Genomic DNA, 16,138 nt, shown 5'->3' with positions numbered 1-16,138 from the left:
GGGCAAGGCCCGGGCGGGGCGTTGATTATGATTGTTCGGCCAGGAAATCCCGGATGAGGGGAACCAGGATGGCGACGATGCGGTCGGCCTCGTCCTGGTTGAGGATCAGCGGCGGCAGCATGCGGATGACGCGGTCGCGCGTGACGTTGATGAGCAGCCCGGCCTGCATGGCGCGCATGGCCAGCACGCCACAGGGGCGGGCCAGTTCGATGCCCAGCATCAGGCCGCGGCCGCGGATTTCGGTGACGCCGGGCGTGCCGGCAAGCTCGCGGCCCAGGGCGTCTTTCAGGTGGGCGCCCACGGCGTGGGCGTTTTCCAGCAGATTTTCGGATTCCAGGGCGTCCAGCACCGCCAGCCCGGCCGCGCACACCAGCGGGCCGCCGCCGAAAGTCGTGCCGTGGGTGCCCGGGGTGAGCACGCCGGCGGCGGGCCCGGCGGCCAGCATGGCGCCGATCGGCACCCCGCCGGCCAGGCCCTTGGCCAGGGTCATCACGTCGGGCCGGATGTCGGCCCACTGGTGGGCGAACCACTTGCCGGTGCGGCCGATGCCGGACTGGACTTCGTCGATCATCAGCAGCCAGCCGCGCTCCGTGCACAGGCGGCGCAATGCCTGCAGGTAGGCGATGTCGGACGGGCGGATGCCGCCTTCGCCCTGCAGCACTTCCAGCAGCACCGCCACCGTGCGCGGTTCGGCGTCGCCGGCGGCGCGCACCGCGTCGAGCTGGTTGTACGGCACCTGGATGAAGCCTTCGGGCAGGGGGCCGAAACCCTTGCGCGCCTTGTCGCTGCCGGTGGCCGCCAGTGTGCCCAGCGTGCGCCCGTGCCAGGACGAGTCCATGGTGATGATGTGGGCATGCGAGTTGCCGCGCTGGTAGGCGTAGTAGCGGGCCAGCTTGATCGCGGCCTCGTTGGCCTCGGAGCCGCTGTTGTTGAAGGCCACTTCCTGCATGCCGGACAGTTCGGCCAGGCGGGCCGCCAGCGCGGTCTGCTGCGGGATTTCGTAGATATTCGAGATATGGATGAGGCGGGCGGCCTGCCCGGCGATCGCGGCCACCAGCGCGGGGTGGGCATGGCCCAGGCAGGACACGCCGATCCCGGCCAGCGCATCCAGGTACTTGCGGCCCTCGGCGTCCCACAGCCAGACGCCCTGGCCGTGCGTGAACGATACCGGCAGCCGGGCATAGATGTTGGCCAGAGGCGAGGTCATTGCGGATCCTCCTGGGTAAGGCGGGGCGATTCGAGGGGCAGGTGGGCGCAAGTCGGGGTCGACTCGCGACCGGGCTTGCGGCCGGCCTTCCAAAACCCGCCTTTCTCCTGGGAAATCGGCGTTTTAAGGAGGGCAAAGGATCAATCATATACAATTCGCGGCGCAGGGCGCATGTTTGATCACGCCGAAGATCCGGCTTTCGTGAAGGGCGCGCTGTAGTGAAGAACTCATGGCAACTCGCGTCAGACAATTCGTAATTCATGGCGTTACCGAAAGCGGTAGCCGCTTCCGCCCCAGCGACTGGGCGGAACGGCTCGCCGGCGTAATGGCACAATTCCGCCCCGCCGGCTGTGCCGGTAACCACCTCACTTATTCGCCCTATGTGCTGCCGGTCGTGATCGACGGCGTGCGCGGGATCGTGGTCGACCAGCGGCTGCGCGACCTGGAGCCGCTGGCGTACAAGTTCGTGGTGGATTTCGCCCACGACAACAAGCTCAAGACCGAAGAACGCGAAATCTAGGTTTCCACACCAAAAAAGCGCCCCAGACCGGGCGCTTTTTCATTGGGCCGCCCGCGTTCAGGCGCCGTAGCGGTCGAGGATCTTGCGGATATCGCGCTCTTCCGGGGCCGCGCTCAGCAGCGCGCGGGCGGTGACGGCTTCCAGGTGGTGCTCCAGCAGGCGCAGCACCCGCCGTTCGTCGCGCGCGCGCAGGCCGGCCACGATTTCGCGGTGCTCGCTCACCGCGCATTCGCTCGAATGCGGCCGGCCGTAGAGGGCCAGGATCAGCGAGCAGCGCGACACGGTCTCGTTGACGTAGCGCGCAAATACGGCATTGCCCGACAGCTCGGCCATCAGGATGTGGAATTCGCCCGAGAGGCGGATCGATTCGTTGACGCTGCGCCCGCGGGCTGCTTCTTCCAGCGCCAGGTGGCGCTCCAGCCGCGCCAGGCCGGCCTCGTCGATGTGTTGCAGCAGCCGGCGGGCGACGTCGCGCTCCAGGCAGCGGCGCGCCTCGAAGATGTCGTGCGCCTCTTCCAGGCTGGGGCGCGCCACCGCGGCCCCGCGGTTGGGGCGCAGGTCCACCAGCCCTTCGCTGAACAGGCGCGTCAGCACGCCGCGCACGATGGTCCGGCTGACGCCGTAACGTTCGCCGATGATGTCCTCGGGCAGCTTGTCGCCCGGCAGCAGCGCCTGCTCGATAATGGCCCGGCGCAAATTTTTGTATACGATTTCGTTGCGATTGGCGGGGGCGTCTGCCGGCGCGGGGGAGGTCATGGTGGGGTCGGCTCCTGGGCCGGCAACGCGGGCCGGCCCGGAAAGAATACTACAACGGCGGATCAGGGTTAGCGATAGCTGGCTGCGGCAGTGCCAGGCTATACATCGCCGTCCAAAAATCGTATACATTTATTTATACAAAAATTCAGGCCCGATCATGTCCGCAGCCCCCGATACCGCCACCCCGCCAGCCGCCGCGCCCCGCCGGCTGCTGGTGGTCAACGGCAACACCACCGCCGACCTCACCGCCAGCCTGGCCGGCCAGGCCCGCGCCTTCCTGGGCGAGGCCGCCCAGGTCCACGCCGTCACGGTCGGATTCGGCCCCGCCTACATCGCCAGCCGGGCCGAGGCGGCCATCTCCGCCCACGCCGTGCTCGAAACCGTGGAACGCCAGTTCGCCCAGGCCGCGCAGCCGTTCCATGCCTGCGTGCTCGCCTGTTTCGGCGAACCCGGCATCGGCGCGGTGCGCGAGCGCGTGGACGTGCCCGTGGTGGGCATGGCCGAGGCCTCCATCATGAGCGCCATGCAGCGCGGCGACCGCTACGCCATCGTGACGGTGGGCCAGCGCTGGCCCGCCATGCTGCGCGAACAGATCCGCCAGCTGGGCGTGGAGGCGCGCTGCGCGGGCATCCTGGCCCTGCCGGGCCATGCCCTGGATTACGCGTCGCGCACGCCGCAGTCGGCGCAGCGGGTCAGCCAGGCGCTGGACGCCGCGGTGGAGCAGGGCGCCGACGTGGTCATCGTGGCCGGCGCCGCGCTGGCCGGCTACCTGCCCGGCCTGCCGCGCCAGCCGCAAATCCCCATCATCGACTCCTACCGCGCCGCGCTGGCGCAGGCGCTGGCCCTGGCGTCCCTGGAACGGAAGTAGAACCATGCAGAACGCCACCCTGTTTACCCGCGTCCGCCCCGCCGGCGGCGAGATGACTTCCGTGCTGGTGCGCGACGGCCGCATCCACGCCCTGGGCGGCCCCGCCCCGCAGGGCGTGCCCGTCGTCGATGGCGGCGGCGCGCTGCTGCTGCCCGGCCTGATCGACGCCCACGCGCACCTGGACAAGACCCTGTACGGCATGCCCTGGTACCGCAACGAGGTGGGGCCGCGCCTGATCGACCGCATCGAAAACGAACGCGCCGCAAGGCGCGAACTGGGCCTGGACCCTTGCCGCCAGGCCGCCCGCCAGATCGTGATGTCGATCGCCGACGGCACCAGCCATATCCGCTCGCACGTGGACGTGGACACCGACCTCGGGCTGGCCGCCATCGAAGGCGTGATGCGCGCCCGCGAGCAGTACCGCGACGCCATCGACGTGGAAATCGTCGCCTTCCCGCAAAGCGGCCTGCTGATCCGCCCCGGCACGCTGGAGCTCATGGACGAGGCGCTGCGCATGGGCGCCGAGGTGGTGGGCGGGCTGGACCCCGCAGGCATGGACCGCGACCCCAAAGGCCATCTGGATGCGCTCTTCGGCCTGGCCGAAAGGCACGGCAAACCCATAGACATCCACCTGCACGAAGCCGCCGAACTCGGCGCCTTCACCATGCAGCTGACCATAGACCGCGTGCTGGCGCTGGGCATGCAAGGCAAGGTCACGCTGTCGCACGCCTTCTGCCTGGGCATGCCCGACACCCAGGCCGTGCAGGCCCTGGCCAACGGCCTGCTGGAAGCCGGCATCCGCATCGTCACCACCGGCTCGGCCTCGCGCCCCGTCCCCAGCGTCGCCCGCCTGCACGCCGCCGGCGTCACGGTAGGCACCGGCAACGACGGCATGCGCGACACCTGGGGCCCCTACGGCAAGCCCGACATGCTGGAACGCGCCATGCTCCTGGGCCTGCGCAACAACTTCCGCCGCGACGACGAACTCGAACTGGCCCTGCACACCGCCACCTACGGCAACGCCCGCGTGATGGGGCTGAAAGACTACGGCCTGGCCCCGGGCTGCCACGCCGATTTCGTGCTGGTGGACGCCGAAACCGTACCCGAAGCCATCGTCGCCCGCCCACAACGCAAACTGGTCGTAAAGCGCGGCCAAATCGTCGCCCGAGACGGCCAGGCGCTAGCCAAGGCGCCGTAGCACCCGACCATCAGTTCAACCCCATCACCACCCCCCAAAAACACGCCGAGCCCCCGCAAGCGCGAAGCGTACACACGCCCCACGCCACGACCACGTATGCTGCCCGTGGCCGCCCGGGCGGCCACGGGCAGCGGGCACACAGAGATTCGTGGCCAGCCACAAACCCAGCAGCGCCTCAATCCAAGACACAGGTAGCGCCTCGGGGCGGGCGCCTGGGTTGCGAGCAACCTCGATGCGCCCGACGGAATCCGAAGGGAGCCGAAGGCGGACGAGGATGAGGAAGGGGAAGTCCGGGGCGAAGGCCCCGGACCGCAATCGTGGGCGCGAGCAGCCCAGGCGCCCGTCCCGAGGCGCGGCCTATAAACAAAAAGGCCGGCCCACATAAAAGGCCGGCCTACAAAGCACACGTTAGTGATTAAATAAACTACATAAGTGATTAATGCCTGTCACTTGGCGTACACCAGATCCCGTAAGCCCAGCGACAGCCCCGGCCAGTAAGTAATCACGAGCAGGCAGACCACCACCACCCCCACGAACGGAATCAACGGCTTGATCAACCGTTCGAGAGGCAGCTTGGCCACCGCGCACGCCGCAAACAGATTCACCCCGAACGGCGGGGTAATCATCCCCAGCGCCAGGTTCACCACCATGATCACCCCGAAGTGCACCGGCTCCACCCCGAACTTCAGCGCCACCGGCAGCAAGAGCGGCGCCAGCACCACGATGGACGCCGAGGTCTCGATGAACATGCCGATCAGGAACAGCGCCGCATTCATGCCCATCAGGAACGTGAACTTGGTGTCGAAGATCTGCGCCAGCCACACGCCCAGCGCGTCCGGGATCCCGGCGCGATTCAGCAGGAAGCTGAAGACGCCCGCATTGGCGATCACGAACATGATCACCGCCGTCGACACCACCGACTTGTGCAGCGTCTGCGACAACTGCCTGAAAGTCAGCCGGCGGTAGATGAACTTGCCCACCACCACCGCGTACATCACCGCCACCACCGACGCCTCCGTCGGCGTGAAGATCCCGCCGTAGATGCCGCCCAGGATGATGACCGGCATCAGCAGCGCCAGCCACGCGTTCTTGAACGCCGGCCACAGCGGCAGGCGGCCTTCGCCGTCGCGCTTGCCCAGGCCGTTGCGCTTGGCGTAGAGCCACACGTAGAGCATCAGCGCCGCGCCGATCAGCACGCCCGGCATCACGCCCGCGATGAACAGCTCGCCGGTCGAGGTGTCGGTGGACACCGCGAACAGAATCATCGGAATCGACGGCGGAATGATCACGCCCAGCTCGGCCGCGCTGGCCTGCAGCGACGCGGCGAAGGGCGCGGGATAGCCGTGCCGGATCATGGCCGGAATCAGGATCGCGCCGACGGCGAAGGTGGTGGCCACGCTGGAGCCGGCCACGGCGGCGAAGATCATGCAGGTCAGCACGCAGGTGCAGGCCAGCCCGCCCTGGATGCCGCCCACCACGCTCTTGGCGAACTCCACCATGCGTTCGGAAATGCCGCCGGCTTCCATCAGGTTGCCGGCCAGGATGAAGAAGGGGATCGCGACGAGCGGGTACTTGTCCAGCGCGGCGAACAATTGCTGGGCCACCACCAGCCAGGGCAGGTTGGCGGCGCCGACTCCCGCCAGGCTGGCCAGGCCGATCGACACGGCGACCGGCACGGACAGCCCGAAGAAAATCAGCATCGAGACAATCATGAGTTGGGACATAACGATATCTGCGCTTGTGTTCTATGGAGGGCTCAGCCTTGGGCGTCGTTGCGCACCGGCACGTCGTCTTCCTCGCCGGCGCACCAGCGGGCGAGCACGGCGATGGCGGCGAGCGTCGCGCCCACCGGAATGGCCAGGTAGATCCAGGAGATCGAAATGTCCAGGCTGGGTACGGTCTGGAAGCGCACGCGGTAGGTCATGTTGCCGCCGATCCAGGCCAGAAAGCCCAGGAAGCCGGCGCAGATCAGGCCGATGACCGCTTCGAGCGCGCGGCGGCGGGCGCCGCCCAGCATGTTGCGCAGCAGTTCCACGCTGATCATGGCGCCGTGGCGGAAGGCCAGCGCCACGCCCAGCAGCACGGTCCAGATCAGAAGGGCGCGGGTCAGCACCTCGCTCCAGTCGGCGGGCGATTGCAGCACGAAGCGGGCGATCACTTGATAGAAGGCGGCGGCCGCGGCGGCCACCAGCAGAAGTTGGGCGAAGACCGAGACCAGCTTGAACAGGCCGCGGTCGAGAGCGCGAAGCAAACGCATGATGTATCCCGTTGGCGAGGTACGCGAAGGGTGGGGGACGAAAAACGGCGGGACCGCGATCCCGCCGCCTGGGACGAAACGCCCCGGGTAGGGGCGGGTCCCGATCTTCCTACTGATTACTTGGTGTCGCGGATCGCTTCGATCAGCTTCTTGTCGAACTTCTTGTAGTACTCGGGGTAGGCCGGCTCGACGGCGGCGGCGAAGGCGGCGCGGTCGACCTCGCTGACCTGCATGCCTTCCTTCTTCAGCTGCTCCACGCCGGTCTTCTCGATGTTGTCGACGTAGGCGCGCATGGCCTGGGCCGATTCCTTGCCGGCGCGGTCGAAATTGGCCTTGTCGGCGGCCGACAGGCCTTCATAGACGTTGGCCGACATCAGCACCAGGGCCGGGCCGTACACGTGGCCGGTCAGCGACAGGTACTTCTGCATCTGCGACAGCTTGGCCGAGGTGATCACCGACAGCGGGTTCTCCTGGCCGTCGATGGTGCCCTGCTGCAGGGCGGTGGCCACTTCGGGCCAGGCCATGGGCGTGGGCAGGATGCCGATCTGGCGGAAGGCCGTGATGTGGATCGGGTTCTCGGTGGTGCGGATCTTCAGGCCCTTGGCGTCGGCCGGGGTCTTGACCGGGCGCACGTTGTTGGTCAGGTGGCGAAAGCCCTGCTCGCCCCAGGCCAGGGCGATGATGCCGCGGCCGGGGAACTTTGCCAGCATGTCCTGGCCTATCTTGCTGTCGAGCACTTTACGGGCGTGGTCCAGGTCGCGCAGCAGGAAGGGAATGTCGAAGACCCCGGTTTCGGGCACGAAATTCAGGGTGGCCCCCGTCGAAACGATGGCCAGGTCGATCGTGCCGATCTGCAGGCCTTCGATGACTTCGCGTTCGCCGCCCAGCGCGCTGTTGGCGAACTGCTGCACCTTGAACTTGCCGTTGGTGGACGCCTCGATGGACTTGGCCATGGCGTCGGCGCCGGCGCCGTAGTGCGACGACGTGGACAGCGCATAGGCCATCTTCAGGGTGGTCTGGGCCACGGAGGGCAGGGAGGTGGCGGCCGCGCAGGCGGCCAGAATCGTGGCGGCAAGCCAGGATTTACGCATAATCTTCTCCAGGGGTGAGACTTTGATCTTTGTATTTTGGGGGCGGCACAGCTCCCGCCCCGGGATGATATCGGGATTCGGCCCCGATCTTGGCCGTTGGTTAACATTGCGGAATGATGGATTTCCCTGATATGTCGCGGGCCGGGCGCCCGGGTTTCTGGTCCACCCTGCGCCTGGGCGCCCGCATGATGATGCGCGACGCCCGGGCCGGCGAGCTGCGCCTGCTGGTGCTGGCGCTGGTCGTGGCGGTGGCCGCGGTGACCAGCGTGGGCTTCCTGGCAGACCGGGTCGGCCGCGCGCTGGAGCGCGATGCGGGGCAGATGCTGGGCGCCGACCTGGTGCTGGACGCCGACGAGCCGGTGCCGCCCGCCTTCCTGGAGGAGGCCCGCGGGCGCGGCCTGGCGGTCTCCAGCACCTGGCAGTTCCCGTCCATGGTGGGCGCCGGCGACGGCGCGCAGCTGGCCGCGCTCAAGGCGGTCGAGCCGGGCTATCCGCTGCGCGGGGCGCTGCGGGTGGCCGATGCGCCGTTCGCGCCCGACGCGACCACGCGCGAGATCCCGCCCGAAGGCGCGGTGTGGGTCGACGCGCAGCTGCTGGCCCTGCTGGACCTGAAAGTGGGCGACAGCCTGAACGTGGGCGACGCCCGGCTGCGCGTGGACCGCGTGATCACCTATGAACCCGACCGCGGCATGCAGTTCGTGAACGTGGCGCCGCGGGTGCTGCTGCGGGCCAGCGACCTGCCGGCCACCGGCCTGATCGCGCCGGGCAGCCGCATCGGCTATGCCTTGCTGGTCGCCGGCCAGCCCGACGCCGTGGCCGGCTATTCGGCCTGGCTCAAGCAGAACCTCAAGCGCGGCCAGAAGCTGGCCACGCTGGAATCCGGCCGTCCGGAAGTGCGCCGCACGCTGGACCGGGCGCAGCGCTTCCTGTCGCTGGTGGCGCTCCTGGCGGTGCTGATCTCGGCGGTGGCCGTGGCGCTGGCGGCCGGGCGCTATATGGCGCGCCATCGCGACGGCGTGGCGGTGATGCGCTGCCTGGGCGCGCAGCAGTCGCAGGTCGCGCGCATGCTGACGCTGGAGTTCACCCTGGTGGGCCTGTTCTCGTCGGCGGCGGGCTGTCTGCTGGGCTTCGCGGTGCACCAGGTGCTGGTCGTGCTGCTGGGATCGCTGATCGACACGGCCTTGCCGGCGCCCTCGGCGATTCCGGCGCTGCAGGGGCTGTTGACCGGCCTGCTGCTGTTGCTGGGCTTCGCCTTGCCCGCGCTGGCCCAGTTGCGCCACGTGCCGCCGGCCCGCGTGCTGCGGCGCGACGCCGACGCGCTCAGCGCGCGCAGCGCCCTGGGCTACGTGCTCGGCGCCGCCGGCTTCGCGCTGCTGATCTGGTGGTTCGCCGGCGACGCCAAGCTGGGCGCGGTGGTGGCCGGGGGCTTTCTGGGCGCGTTCGCGGTGTTCGCGCTGGTGGCCTGGCTCTGCATCCTGGGCCTGGCGCGGGTGCGCCGGCTGGCCGCCGGCCTGCCGGCGCTGCGTTTCGCGCTGGCCGGAGTGGTGCGGCGGCGCGCCGCCACCATCACCCAGGTGTGCGCGCTGGCGGTGGGCCTGATGGCGCTCCTGCTCCTGACCATGACGCGCACCGACCTGATCCTGGGCTGGCAGCGGACCCTGCCGCCCGACGCGCCCAACCGCTTCCTGATCAACGTGCAGCCCGACCAGCGCCAGGCCGTGACGGACGCGCTCACGCGCGCGGGGCTGGGCCGCATCGCGCTGGCGCCCATGGTGCGCGGCCGGCTCATCGCCATCAACGGCAAGCCGGTCGGTCCGGACGACTACGAGGAACCGCGCGCCAAGCGGCTGGTGGACCGCGAGTTCAATCTTTCCTATGGCGAGACGCTGCCCGCGTCCAACCGGATCGAGGCCGGCCGCTGGCTGGCGCCCGGCTCGGCCGAGGTCTCGCTCGAATCCGGGCTGGCCAGGACGCTGGGCATCGCGCTGGGCGACAAGATGACCTTCGACGTGGCCGGCCAGCAGGTCGAAGTGGACGTCTCCAGCATCCGCCGGGTGGACTGGGATACGATGCGGGTGAATTTCTTCGCCATCCTGACCCCCGCCGCGCTGGCCGACATGCCCCAAAGCTGGATCACTTCTTTCTACCTGCCGCCCGAAAAGGCCTCGGTGCTGCCCGAGCTGGTGAAGGAATTCCCCAACCTGACGGTGTTCGACGTGGGCGCCATCCTGCAGCAATTGCAGTCCGTGCTGAACGAAGTGGGCCGCGCGGTGCAGCTGCTGTTCCTGTTCACGCTGGCCGCGGGCGTGCTGGTGCTGTCGGCGGCGCTGACCGCCACGCGCGACGAGCGCATGCGCGAGGCCGCGGTGCTGCGCGCGCTGGGCGCCACCCGCAGCCAGCTGGCGCGCTCGCAGCGCATCGAATTGTGGGCCGTGGGCGGCCTGGCCGGCCTGCTGGCCGCCGCCGGCGCCACGGCCATCGCTTGGGCTTTGTCAACCCAGGTATTCGATTTCACGATTACGCTTAGCCTCTGGCCGTGGCTGGCGGGCATCGTCGCGGGCATGCTCGGCGCCTGGGCGGGCGGCGCGCTTGCCCTGCGCGGCGTCCTGCGCACGCCGCCCCTGGTCACCCTCCGAGAAACCTGATGACGTCTTCCGTCCAATCCATTACCGAACCCGTGGAAAACTCTTCCCACAGCATTTTCGACCTGCTAGGCGGCGAGGCCGGCGTGCGCGCCCTCGTCGATCGTTTCTATGACCTGATGGACATGGAACCCGACCTGAAGGAACTGCGCGCCGCTCACGGCCCCAGCCTGGACAGCGCGCGCGACAAACTGTTCTGGTTTCTTTGCGGCTACTTCGGCGGCCCGGACCACTACATCGAGCGCTTCGGCCATCCGCGGCTGCGCGCCCGCCACCTGCCGTTCTCGATCGGCGAGGCCGAGCGCGATCAGTGGGTGACCTGCATCGGCCGCGCCATGCAGGACCGCGACATCGAGCCCGCCCTGGTGGACCGGCTGCTGCAGTCGTTCTACGGCGTGGCCGACTGGATGCGCAACCGTGAAGGCTGAGGCCGCCGCCCGCCGCCAGTCCTGGCCCGGCCCGCTGGCCGGCGCCATGCTGTCCGACGCCGCGCGCCTGCCGGACGCCGGTCCGGAGCTGTTCAACCCCGGCCATTACGGCGAACAGGCCCGCCCGGTCGACGCCGGCGGACGCCAGGCGGCCTGGTTCGTCCAGGGCCCGGGCTGGCAGGGCGTGCTGCGGCGCTACCGCCGCGGCGGCATGATCGCCCGCATCAGCCGCGACGCCTATCTGTGGAACGGCGAGGACCGCACCCGCAGTTTCCGCGAATTCCGCCTGCTGGCCGCCATGCGCGCCCAGGGCCTGGCGGTGCCGGCGCCGCTGGCCGCCGCGTATTGGCGGCAGGGCCCGATCTACCGCGCCGCCATCGTGGTCGAGCGCATACCCGGCGTGCGGCCGCTGGCCCAGGCGCTGGCCGAACCCCTGTGGCAGCCGGCGGCCGAGGCCATCGTGCGCATGCACCGGGCCGGCGTCTGGCACGCCGATCTCAACGCCTTCAACATCCTGGTGGGCAGCGACGGCCAGGTCTGGCTGATCGATTTCGATCGCGGCACGCAGGGCACGCTGTCGGAGCGGCAGCGCCAGGGCAACCTGGAGCGCCTGCGCCGCTCGCTGCGCAAAGTCGCGGGCGAGGACGGCGAACGCTTCTGGCTGCGCCTGCGCGACAGCTACTGGACCGCTTGGGGCGTGGGCATCCAGCCCTGAGGCCGCCGGGCCGATCACCCGGCAAAGTTGGGCAGGCGATCGCTAAAAAGCTTTATCATTTCGCCTTTTAGGACTCCTGTCACATACACGGCATAACGCAAGGGGCTGGTAATGAAACTACGGGCGGGCATGCGCTGGGCGCTGGGAACGATGTTGGCTGCCGCGGCGACATCGGCGGCGGTCGCGCAGAACAAGGTCGTCAACGTCTACAACTGGGCCGAATACACGGCGCCGGACACGATTCCGGGTTTCGAGAAGGAAACCGGCATCAAGGTCCGCTATGACGTCTACGACAGCAACGACACCCTGCAGGCCAAGCTGCTGGCCGGCAAATCGGGCTATGACGTCGTTGTCCCGTCCACGCACTACGCCTCGCGCCAGATCGAGGCCGGCCTGTTCCAGAAGCTGGACAAGTCCAAGATCCCCAACTGGAAGAACCTCGACCCCGAGGTCATGGCGCTGGTCGCCTCGGTCGATCCGGGCAACGAGTACGCCATTCCGTGGGGCTACGGCACCAACGGCCTGGGCTACAACGTCACCAAGGTCAAGCAGATCATGGGCGACGGCGTCGACCTGGCCAGCTGGGACATGATCTTCAAGCCCGAGAACGCCGCCAAGCTGAAGGAATGCGGCATCTCCATGCTGGACGAGGCCGCCCAGGTGTTCCCCGCCGTGCTCAAGTACCTGGGCAAGGACCCCAACAGCACCAGCGCCGACGACTACAAGGCCGCACTGGACGTGCTGATGAAGATCCGCCCGTACATCCGCCAGTTCAGCTCCTCGGGCTACATCGACGAGCTCGCCGTGGGCGACCTGTGCATGGTCTACGGCTTTTCCGGCGACGTGATGATCGCCCGCAAGCGCGCCCAGGACGCCAAGAAGCCCTACGAAGTGAACTACTTCATTCCCAAGGGCGGCGCGCCGGCGTGGTTCGACCTGATGGTCATCCCCAAGGACGCCCCGCATCCCGAGGAAGCCCACGCGTTCATCAACTACATCGAAACGCCCAAGGTCCACGCCGCCATCACCAACACCATGTTCTACCCGAACGCCAACAAAGAGGCGCGGCAGTACGTGGTCAAGGACGTGGCCGAGAACCCCATGATCTACCCGCCGGCCGAGGTCTCCAAGACCCTCTACGTGATCAAGGCGCTGCCCTTGAACATCCAGCGCCTGCAAAACCGGATGTGGTCCGAGCTGAAGTCGGGAAGATAAGTCATCATGAGCGAAAGCCGTTACTCGGCGCAGCACTCGACCGATCCGGACGAGTTCGTCCGGATCTCCGATGTCGTAAAGATTTTCGGCGACGTGGTCGCCGTCCGTTCCGTCAACCTGTCGGTCAAGCGCAACGAGATCTTCGCCCTGCTGGGCAGCTCGGGCAGCGGCAAGTCCACGCTGCTGCGCATGCTGGCGGGCTTCGAAGAAGCCACCTCGGGCCAGATCCTGCTCGACGGCGAGGACATCACCCACGTGCCGCCGTACCGCCGGCCCGTGAACATGATGTTCCAGTCCTACGCGCTGTTCCCGCACATGACGGTCGAGGCCAACGTGGCCTTCGGCCTGAAGCAGGAAGGCGTGGACCGCGCCGAGATCCATGACCGCGTGTTCGAGGCCCTGGACCTGGTGCAGATGGCCGGCTATTCGCGCCGCAAGCCCAGCCAGCTTTCGGGCGGCCAGCAGCAGCGCGTGGCCCTGGCGCGCAGCCTGGTCAAGCGTCCCAAGCTGCTGCTGCTCGACGAGCCCATGTCGGCGCTGGACAAGCAGATCCGCCAGAAGACCCAGATCGAGCTGGTCAAGATCCTGGAGCAGGTCGGCGTGACCTGCATCATGGTCACGCACGACCAGGAAGAGGCCATGACCATGGCCCACCGCCTGGCCGTCATGACCGAAGGCCAGATCGTCCAGTGCGGCTCGCCCCAGGACGTCTACGCGTTTCCGAACTCGCGCTTCGTGGCCAGCTTCATCGGCTCGACCAATATGTTCACCGGCACCATCGTGGTCGACGAACCCGACCACGTCGCCATCGAGTGCGGCGAGCTGACCCGTCCGCTCTTCGTCAACCACGGCGTGAGCGAACCGCTGGGCATGGAGGTCCACGTCTCCATCCGTCCTGAGCGCCTGGTGGTCTCGCGCGAGCAGCCCGAAGGCGAATACAACTGGGCCCACGGCATGGTCAGCCACATGGCCTGGATGGGCAGTTACGCGCTCTATCAAATCCGCCTCGATTCGGGCAAGACGGTCGAGGCCAGCGTACCCAGCCAGCTGCTCGCCCAGATGGACGCGCCCGGCATCGACGAAGAGATCTTCGTCAGCTGGGACGCCGACAGCGCGACGGTGCTGGCGTCATGATGCGCTTCTCGCCCCGCGACTGGCTGCCCTCGGGCCGCGCGCTGGCGGTGGTGCCGCCGTACGCCTGGCTGGTGCTGTTCCTGCTGGTGCCGTTCCTGCTGGTCTTCAAGATCAGCTTCGCCGAGCTGAAGTTCGGCATTCCGCCCTATACCTCGCTGGCGGAATTCAAGGACGAGGCGGTACAGTTCAGCCTGCACCTGCGCGGCTACATCCTGCTGTTCACCGACAGCCTGTACTTCGCCACCTACCTGAACTCGGTCAAGATCGCCGCCGTCACCACGCTCATCTGCGTGCTGATCGGCTATCCCATCGCGTACTACATCGCGCGCTCCTCGCCGTCGGTGCGCAACCTGCTGCTGCTGGGCGTGATCCTGCCGTTCTGGACCTCGCTGCTGCTGCGCGTCTACGCCTGGGTGGGCATCCTGCGCAACGACGGCCTGCTCAACAACCTGCTGCAGGGCCTGGGCATCATCTCCAGCCCGCTCGAAATCTACCGCACCGACGTCGCGGTCTATATCGGCATGGTCTACGCCTATCTGCCGTTCTTCATCCTGCCGCTGTACGCCACGCTGGTGAAGATGGACCTGCGCCTGCTGGAAGCGGCCTACGACCTGGGCGCCAGGCCCTGGCAGGCGTTCTGGCAGATCACCGTGCCGCTGTCGCGCCAGGGCGTGATCGCCGGCGCCATGCTGGTGTTCATCCCGTCCGTCGGCGAATACGTGATCCCGGAAATGCTGGGCGGGGCCAACACGCTGATGATGGGCCGGGTCATGTGGAACGAGTTCTTCAACAACGCCGACTGGCCCATGGCCTCGGCCGTGACCTGCGTGATGGTGCTGCTGCTGCTCGTGCCGCTGGTGGTCTTCCAGTACAACCAGGTCAGGCAGCAGGAGCAGGCCGCCGGAGGCCGCAAATGAACGGACCCAACAAGACTTTGCGCGGCATCGTGCTGGGGCTGGGGTACTTCTTCCTGTACGTGCCCATCATCAGCCTGATGGTGTTCTCGTTCAACGAGTCGCCCACCGTCACGTCCTGGACCGGGCTGTCGTTCCGCTGGTATGAGTCGCTCTTTAACGACGACGCGCTCTTGCGCGCGGCCTGGCTGTCGTTTCGCATCGCCGCCCTGACCGCCACCGCCGCCGTCATCATCGGCACCTGGGCCGGCTACGTGCTCGGGCGCATGGGGCGTTTCCGCGGTTTCGCGCTGTACGTGGGCATGCTGAGCGCGCCGCTCGTCATCCCCGAGGTGGTGCTAGGCATTTCGCTCTTGCTGATGTTCGTGGAGCTGCGCGGCACGCTGGGCTGGCCGGCCGAGAACGGCATGTTCACGATCTGGGTGGGCCACGTGACCCTGTGCATGGCCTTCGTGGCGGTCATCATCCAGACCCGCATCCGCGACCTGGACCGTTCGCTCGAAGAAGCCGCGCTGGACCTGGGCGCCACGCCCATCACCGTGTTCTTCCGGATCACGCTGCCGCTGATCGCGCCGGCGCTGGCCTCGGCCTGGCTGCTGTCCTTCACCCTGTCGCTGGACGACGTGGTGCTGGCTTCGTTCCTGTCCGGCCCCAGCTCCAGCACGCTGCCCATGGAAGTCTTTTCGCGGGTGCGCCTGGGTCTCAAGCCCGAGATCAACGCGCTGGCCACCCTGTTCATCCTGGCGGTGGGCACCTGCGTGATCCTGGCCAACCGCATGCAATGGCGCAAGGAGTCCGAACCCAAATGAAGCAAACCACCCTGTATGGCCTGACCAAGTGCAGCACCTGCGTCAAGGCGCGCGACTGGCTGACCGAACATGGCGTAGAACACGAATTCGTGGACTACCGCGACCATCCCGTGCCCGCCGCCACCCTCAAGGCCTGGGCCGGCAAGGTCGGCGGATGGGAAAAGCTGGTCAACCGCGCTTCCATGACCTGGCGCAACCTGCCCGAAGCGCGCAAGACGGCGCACACCGACGCGCAATGGAGCGAACTGATCGCGGACTTCCCGGCGCTGGTGCGCCGGCCGGTCACGGTCACGCCGGACGGCGAGGTCAGCGTTGGCTTCAGCGAAAAGCGCTACGGCGAACGCTTCGCCTGAGGCGGCCGGCTCAGGCGCGGGCGCGCGCAAG

16 protein-coding genes are annotated in these 16,138 nt (G+C 67.9%); 11 read left to right on the top strand and 5 right to left on the bottom strand.

The window, feature by feature from the left end; genetic code table 11:
* Nucleotides 1–25: 25 nt before the first annotated feature.
* Nucleotides 26–1,207 carry an acetylornithine transaminase gene (locus tag AC1IQ6_RS19080; protein ID WP_485865172.1) on the bottom strand — a complete coding sequence of 394 codons (1,182 nt, stop codon included), beginning with the start codon at nucleotides 1,205–1,207 and terminating at the stop codon, nucleotides 26–28.
* 229 nt (nucleotides 1,208–1,436) lie between these two features.
* Here AC1IQ6_RS19080 and AC1IQ6_RS19075 point away from each other — a divergent pair, with 229 nt between their 5' ends.
* Nucleotides 1,437–1,727 (top strand): DUF3579 domain-containing protein, encoded by a 291-nt coding sequence (locus AC1IQ6_RS19075; RefSeq protein ID WP_102774614.1) that lies wholly within the window; start codon nucleotides 1,437–1,439, stop codon nucleotides 1,725–1,727.
* Nucleotides 1,728–1,784: 57 nt separating this feature from the next.
* Here AC1IQ6_RS19075 and AC1IQ6_RS19070 read toward each other — a convergent pair whose 3' ends face one another.
* Complete coding sequence (locus AC1IQ6_RS19070) at nucleotides 1,785–2,423, bottom strand: GntR family transcriptional regulator (protein ID WP_479730216.1); 639 nt, start codon at nucleotides 2,421–2,423, stop codon at nucleotides 1,785–1,787.
* A gap of 217 nt (nucleotides 2,424–2,640) precedes the next feature.
* On the opposite strand from AC1IQ6_RS19070, the gene AC1IQ6_RS19065 reads away from it, so the two are divergent.
* Both AC1IQ6_RS19065 and AC1IQ6_RS19060 read left to right on the top strand, forming a co-directional pair.
* Nucleotides 2,641–3,351: an aspartate/glutamate racemase family protein gene (locus AC1IQ6_RS19065; protein ID WP_485865171.1), complete on the top strand. Its 711-nt coding sequence runs from the start codon at nucleotides 2,641–2,643 to the stop codon at nucleotides 3,349–3,351.
* A 4-nt stretch (nucleotides 3,352–3,355) separates the two neighbouring features.
* Complete coding sequence (locus AC1IQ6_RS19060) at nucleotides 3,356–4,549, top strand: amidohydrolase family protein (protein ID WP_111827053.1); 1,194 nt, start codon at nucleotides 3,356–3,358, stop codon at nucleotides 4,547–4,549.
* 446 nt (nucleotides 4,550–4,995) lie between these two features.
* Here AC1IQ6_RS19060 and AC1IQ6_RS19055 read toward each other — a convergent pair whose 3' ends face one another.
* The 3 genes from AC1IQ6_RS19055 to AC1IQ6_RS19045 all read right to left on the bottom strand — a co-directional run bounded on the left by AC1IQ6_RS19055 (nucleotide 4,996) and on the right by AC1IQ6_RS19045 (nucleotide 7,897).
* A complete protein-coding gene (locus AC1IQ6_RS19055) occupies nucleotides 4,996–6,273 on the bottom strand; it encodes a TRAP transporter large permease (protein ID WP_102774610.1) in 1,278 nt (425 codons plus the stop codon).
* A 32-nt stretch (nucleotides 6,274–6,305) separates the two neighbouring features.
* On the bottom strand, nucleotides 6,306–6,806 hold the full coding sequence (locus AC1IQ6_RS19050) for a TRAP transporter small permease (RefSeq protein ID WP_102774609.1): 501 nt from the start codon (nucleotides 6,804–6,806) through the stop codon (nucleotides 6,306–6,308).
* A 116-nt stretch (nucleotides 6,807–6,922) separates the two neighbouring features.
* Nucleotides 6,923–7,897, bottom strand: a complete 975-nt coding sequence (locus AC1IQ6_RS19045; protein WP_111827054.1) for a TRAP transporter substrate-binding protein — start codon at nucleotides 7,895–7,897, stop codon at nucleotides 6,923–6,925.
* A 113-nt stretch (nucleotides 7,898–8,010) separates the two neighbouring features.
* Here AC1IQ6_RS19045 and AC1IQ6_RS19040 point away from each other — a divergent pair, with 113 nt between their 5' ends.
* The 8 genes from AC1IQ6_RS19040 (at nucleotide 8,011) to AC1IQ6_RS19005 (ending at nucleotide 16,107) form a co-directional block, all read left to right on the top strand.
* Nucleotides 8,011–10,542, top strand: coding sequence for an ABC transporter permease (locus tag AC1IQ6_RS19040; protein ID WP_485865170.1), 2,532 nt, complete (start codon nucleotides 8,011–8,013; stop codon nucleotides 10,540–10,542).
* Nucleotides 10,542–10,967, top strand: a complete 426-nt coding sequence (locus AC1IQ6_RS19035) for a group II truncated hemoglobin (protein ID WP_168202307.1) — start codon at nucleotides 10,542–10,544, stop codon at nucleotides 10,965–10,967. The genes AC1IQ6_RS19040 and AC1IQ6_RS19035 overlap by 1 nt, the downstream gene beginning before the upstream one ends.
* Complete coding sequence (locus AC1IQ6_RS19030; protein ID WP_479730212.1) at nucleotides 10,957–11,682, top strand: 3-deoxy-D-manno-octulosonic acid kinase; 726 nt, start codon at nucleotides 10,957–10,959, stop codon at nucleotides 11,680–11,682. The genes AC1IQ6_RS19035 and AC1IQ6_RS19030 overlap by 11 nt, the downstream gene beginning before the upstream one ends.
* A 111-nt stretch (nucleotides 11,683–11,793) precedes the next feature.
* Nucleotides 11,794–12,897: a polyamine ABC transporter substrate-binding protein gene (locus AC1IQ6_RS19025; protein ID WP_111827057.1), complete on the top strand. Its 1,104-nt coding sequence runs from the start codon at nucleotides 11,794–11,796 to the stop codon at nucleotides 12,895–12,897.
* Nucleotides 12,898–12,903: 6 nt separating this feature from the next.
* Nucleotides 12,904–14,031 carry an ABC transporter ATP-binding protein gene (locus AC1IQ6_RS19020; RefSeq protein ID WP_102774604.1) on the top strand — a complete coding sequence of 376 codons (1,128 nt, stop codon included), beginning with the start codon at nucleotides 12,904–12,906 and terminating at the stop codon, nucleotides 14,029–14,031.
* Nucleotides 14,028–14,948 carry an ABC transporter permease subunit gene (locus AC1IQ6_RS19015; RefSeq protein ID WP_102774603.1) on the top strand — a complete coding sequence of 307 codons (921 nt, stop codon included), beginning with the start codon at nucleotides 14,028–14,030 and terminating at the stop codon, nucleotides 14,946–14,948. The genes AC1IQ6_RS19020 and AC1IQ6_RS19015 overlap by 4 nt, the downstream gene beginning before the upstream one ends.
* Nucleotides 14,945–15,754: an ABC transporter permease subunit gene (locus tag AC1IQ6_RS19010; protein WP_485865169.1), complete on the top strand. Its 810-nt coding sequence runs from the start codon at nucleotides 14,945–14,947 to the stop codon at nucleotides 15,752–15,754. Before AC1IQ6_RS19015 ends, AC1IQ6_RS19010 begins: the two co-directional genes overlap by 4 nt.
* Nucleotides 15,751–16,107: an arsenate reductase gene (locus tag AC1IQ6_RS19005; RefSeq protein ID WP_102774601.1), complete on the top strand. Its 357-nt coding sequence runs from the start codon at nucleotides 15,751–15,753 to the stop codon at nucleotides 16,105–16,107. The genes AC1IQ6_RS19010 and AC1IQ6_RS19005 overlap by 4 nt, the downstream gene beginning before the upstream one ends.
* Nucleotides 16,108–16,138 lie beyond the last annotated feature (31 nt).

Source organism: Achromobacter sp. MUI-25009338, from assembly GCF_057359325.1.
The sequence above is the reverse complement of the archived record's forward strand: the minus strand, read 5'-3'. Positions and strand labels throughout refer to the sequence as shown.

What these genes read in the sequence shown, in the direction of transcription:
- AC1IQ6_RS19050 (WP_102774609.1), bottom strand. Translation starts at nt 6,806, where the DNA reads ATGCGTTTGCTTCGCGCTCTCGACCGCGGCCTGTTCAAGCTGGTCTCG.
- AC1IQ6_RS19005 (WP_102774601.1), top strand. Translation starts at nt 15,751, where the DNA reads ATGAAGCAAACCACCCTGTATGGCCTGACCAAGTGCAGCACCTGCGTC.
- AC1IQ6_RS19025 (WP_111827057.1), top strand. Translation starts at nt 11,794, where the DNA reads ATGAAACTACGGGCGGGCATGCGCTGGGCGCTGGGAACGATGTTGGCT.
- AC1IQ6_RS19045 (WP_111827054.1), bottom strand. Translation starts at nt 7,897, where the DNA reads ATGCGTAAATCCTGGCTTGCCGCCACGATTCTGGCCGCCTGCGCGGCC.
- AC1IQ6_RS19065 (WP_485865171.1), top strand. Translation starts at nt 2,641, where the DNA reads ATGTCCGCAGCCCCCGATACCGCCACCCCGCCAGCCGCCGCGCCCCGC.
- AC1IQ6_RS19015 (WP_102774603.1), top strand. Translation starts at nt 14,028, where the DNA reads ATGATGCGCTTCTCGCCCCGCGACTGGCTGCCCTCGGGCCGCGCGCTG.
- AC1IQ6_RS19020 (WP_102774604.1), top strand. Translation starts at nt 12,904, where the DNA reads ATGAGCGAAAGCCGTTACTCGGCGCAGCACTCGACCGATCCGGACGAG.
- AC1IQ6_RS19010 (WP_485865169.1), top strand. Translation starts at nt 14,945, where the DNA reads ATGAACGGACCCAACAAGACTTTGCGCGGCATCGTGCTGGGGCTGGGG.
- AC1IQ6_RS19075 (WP_102774614.1), top strand. Translation starts at nt 1,437, where the DNA reads ATGGCAACTCGCGTCAGACAATTCGTAATTCATGGCGTTACCGAAAGC.
- AC1IQ6_RS19055 (WP_102774610.1), bottom strand. Translation starts at nt 6,273, where the DNA reads ATGTCCCAACTCATGATTGTCTCGATGCTGATTTTCTTCGGGCTGTCC.
- AC1IQ6_RS19035 (WP_168202307.1), top strand. Translation starts at nt 10,542, where the DNA reads ATGACGTCTTCCGTCCAATCCATTACCGAACCCGTGGAAAACTCTTCC.
- AC1IQ6_RS19060 (WP_111827053.1), top strand. Translation starts at nt 3,356, where the DNA reads ATGCAGAACGCCACCCTGTTTACCCGCGTCCGCCCCGCCGGCGGCGAG.
- AC1IQ6_RS19040 (WP_485865170.1), top strand. Translation starts at nt 8,011, where the DNA reads ATGATGGATTTCCCTGATATGTCGCGGGCCGGGCGCCCGGGTTTCTGG.
- AC1IQ6_RS19080 (WP_485865172.1), bottom strand. Translation starts at nt 1,207, where the DNA reads ATGACCTCGCCTCTGGCCAACATCTATGCCCGGCTGCCGGTATCGTTC.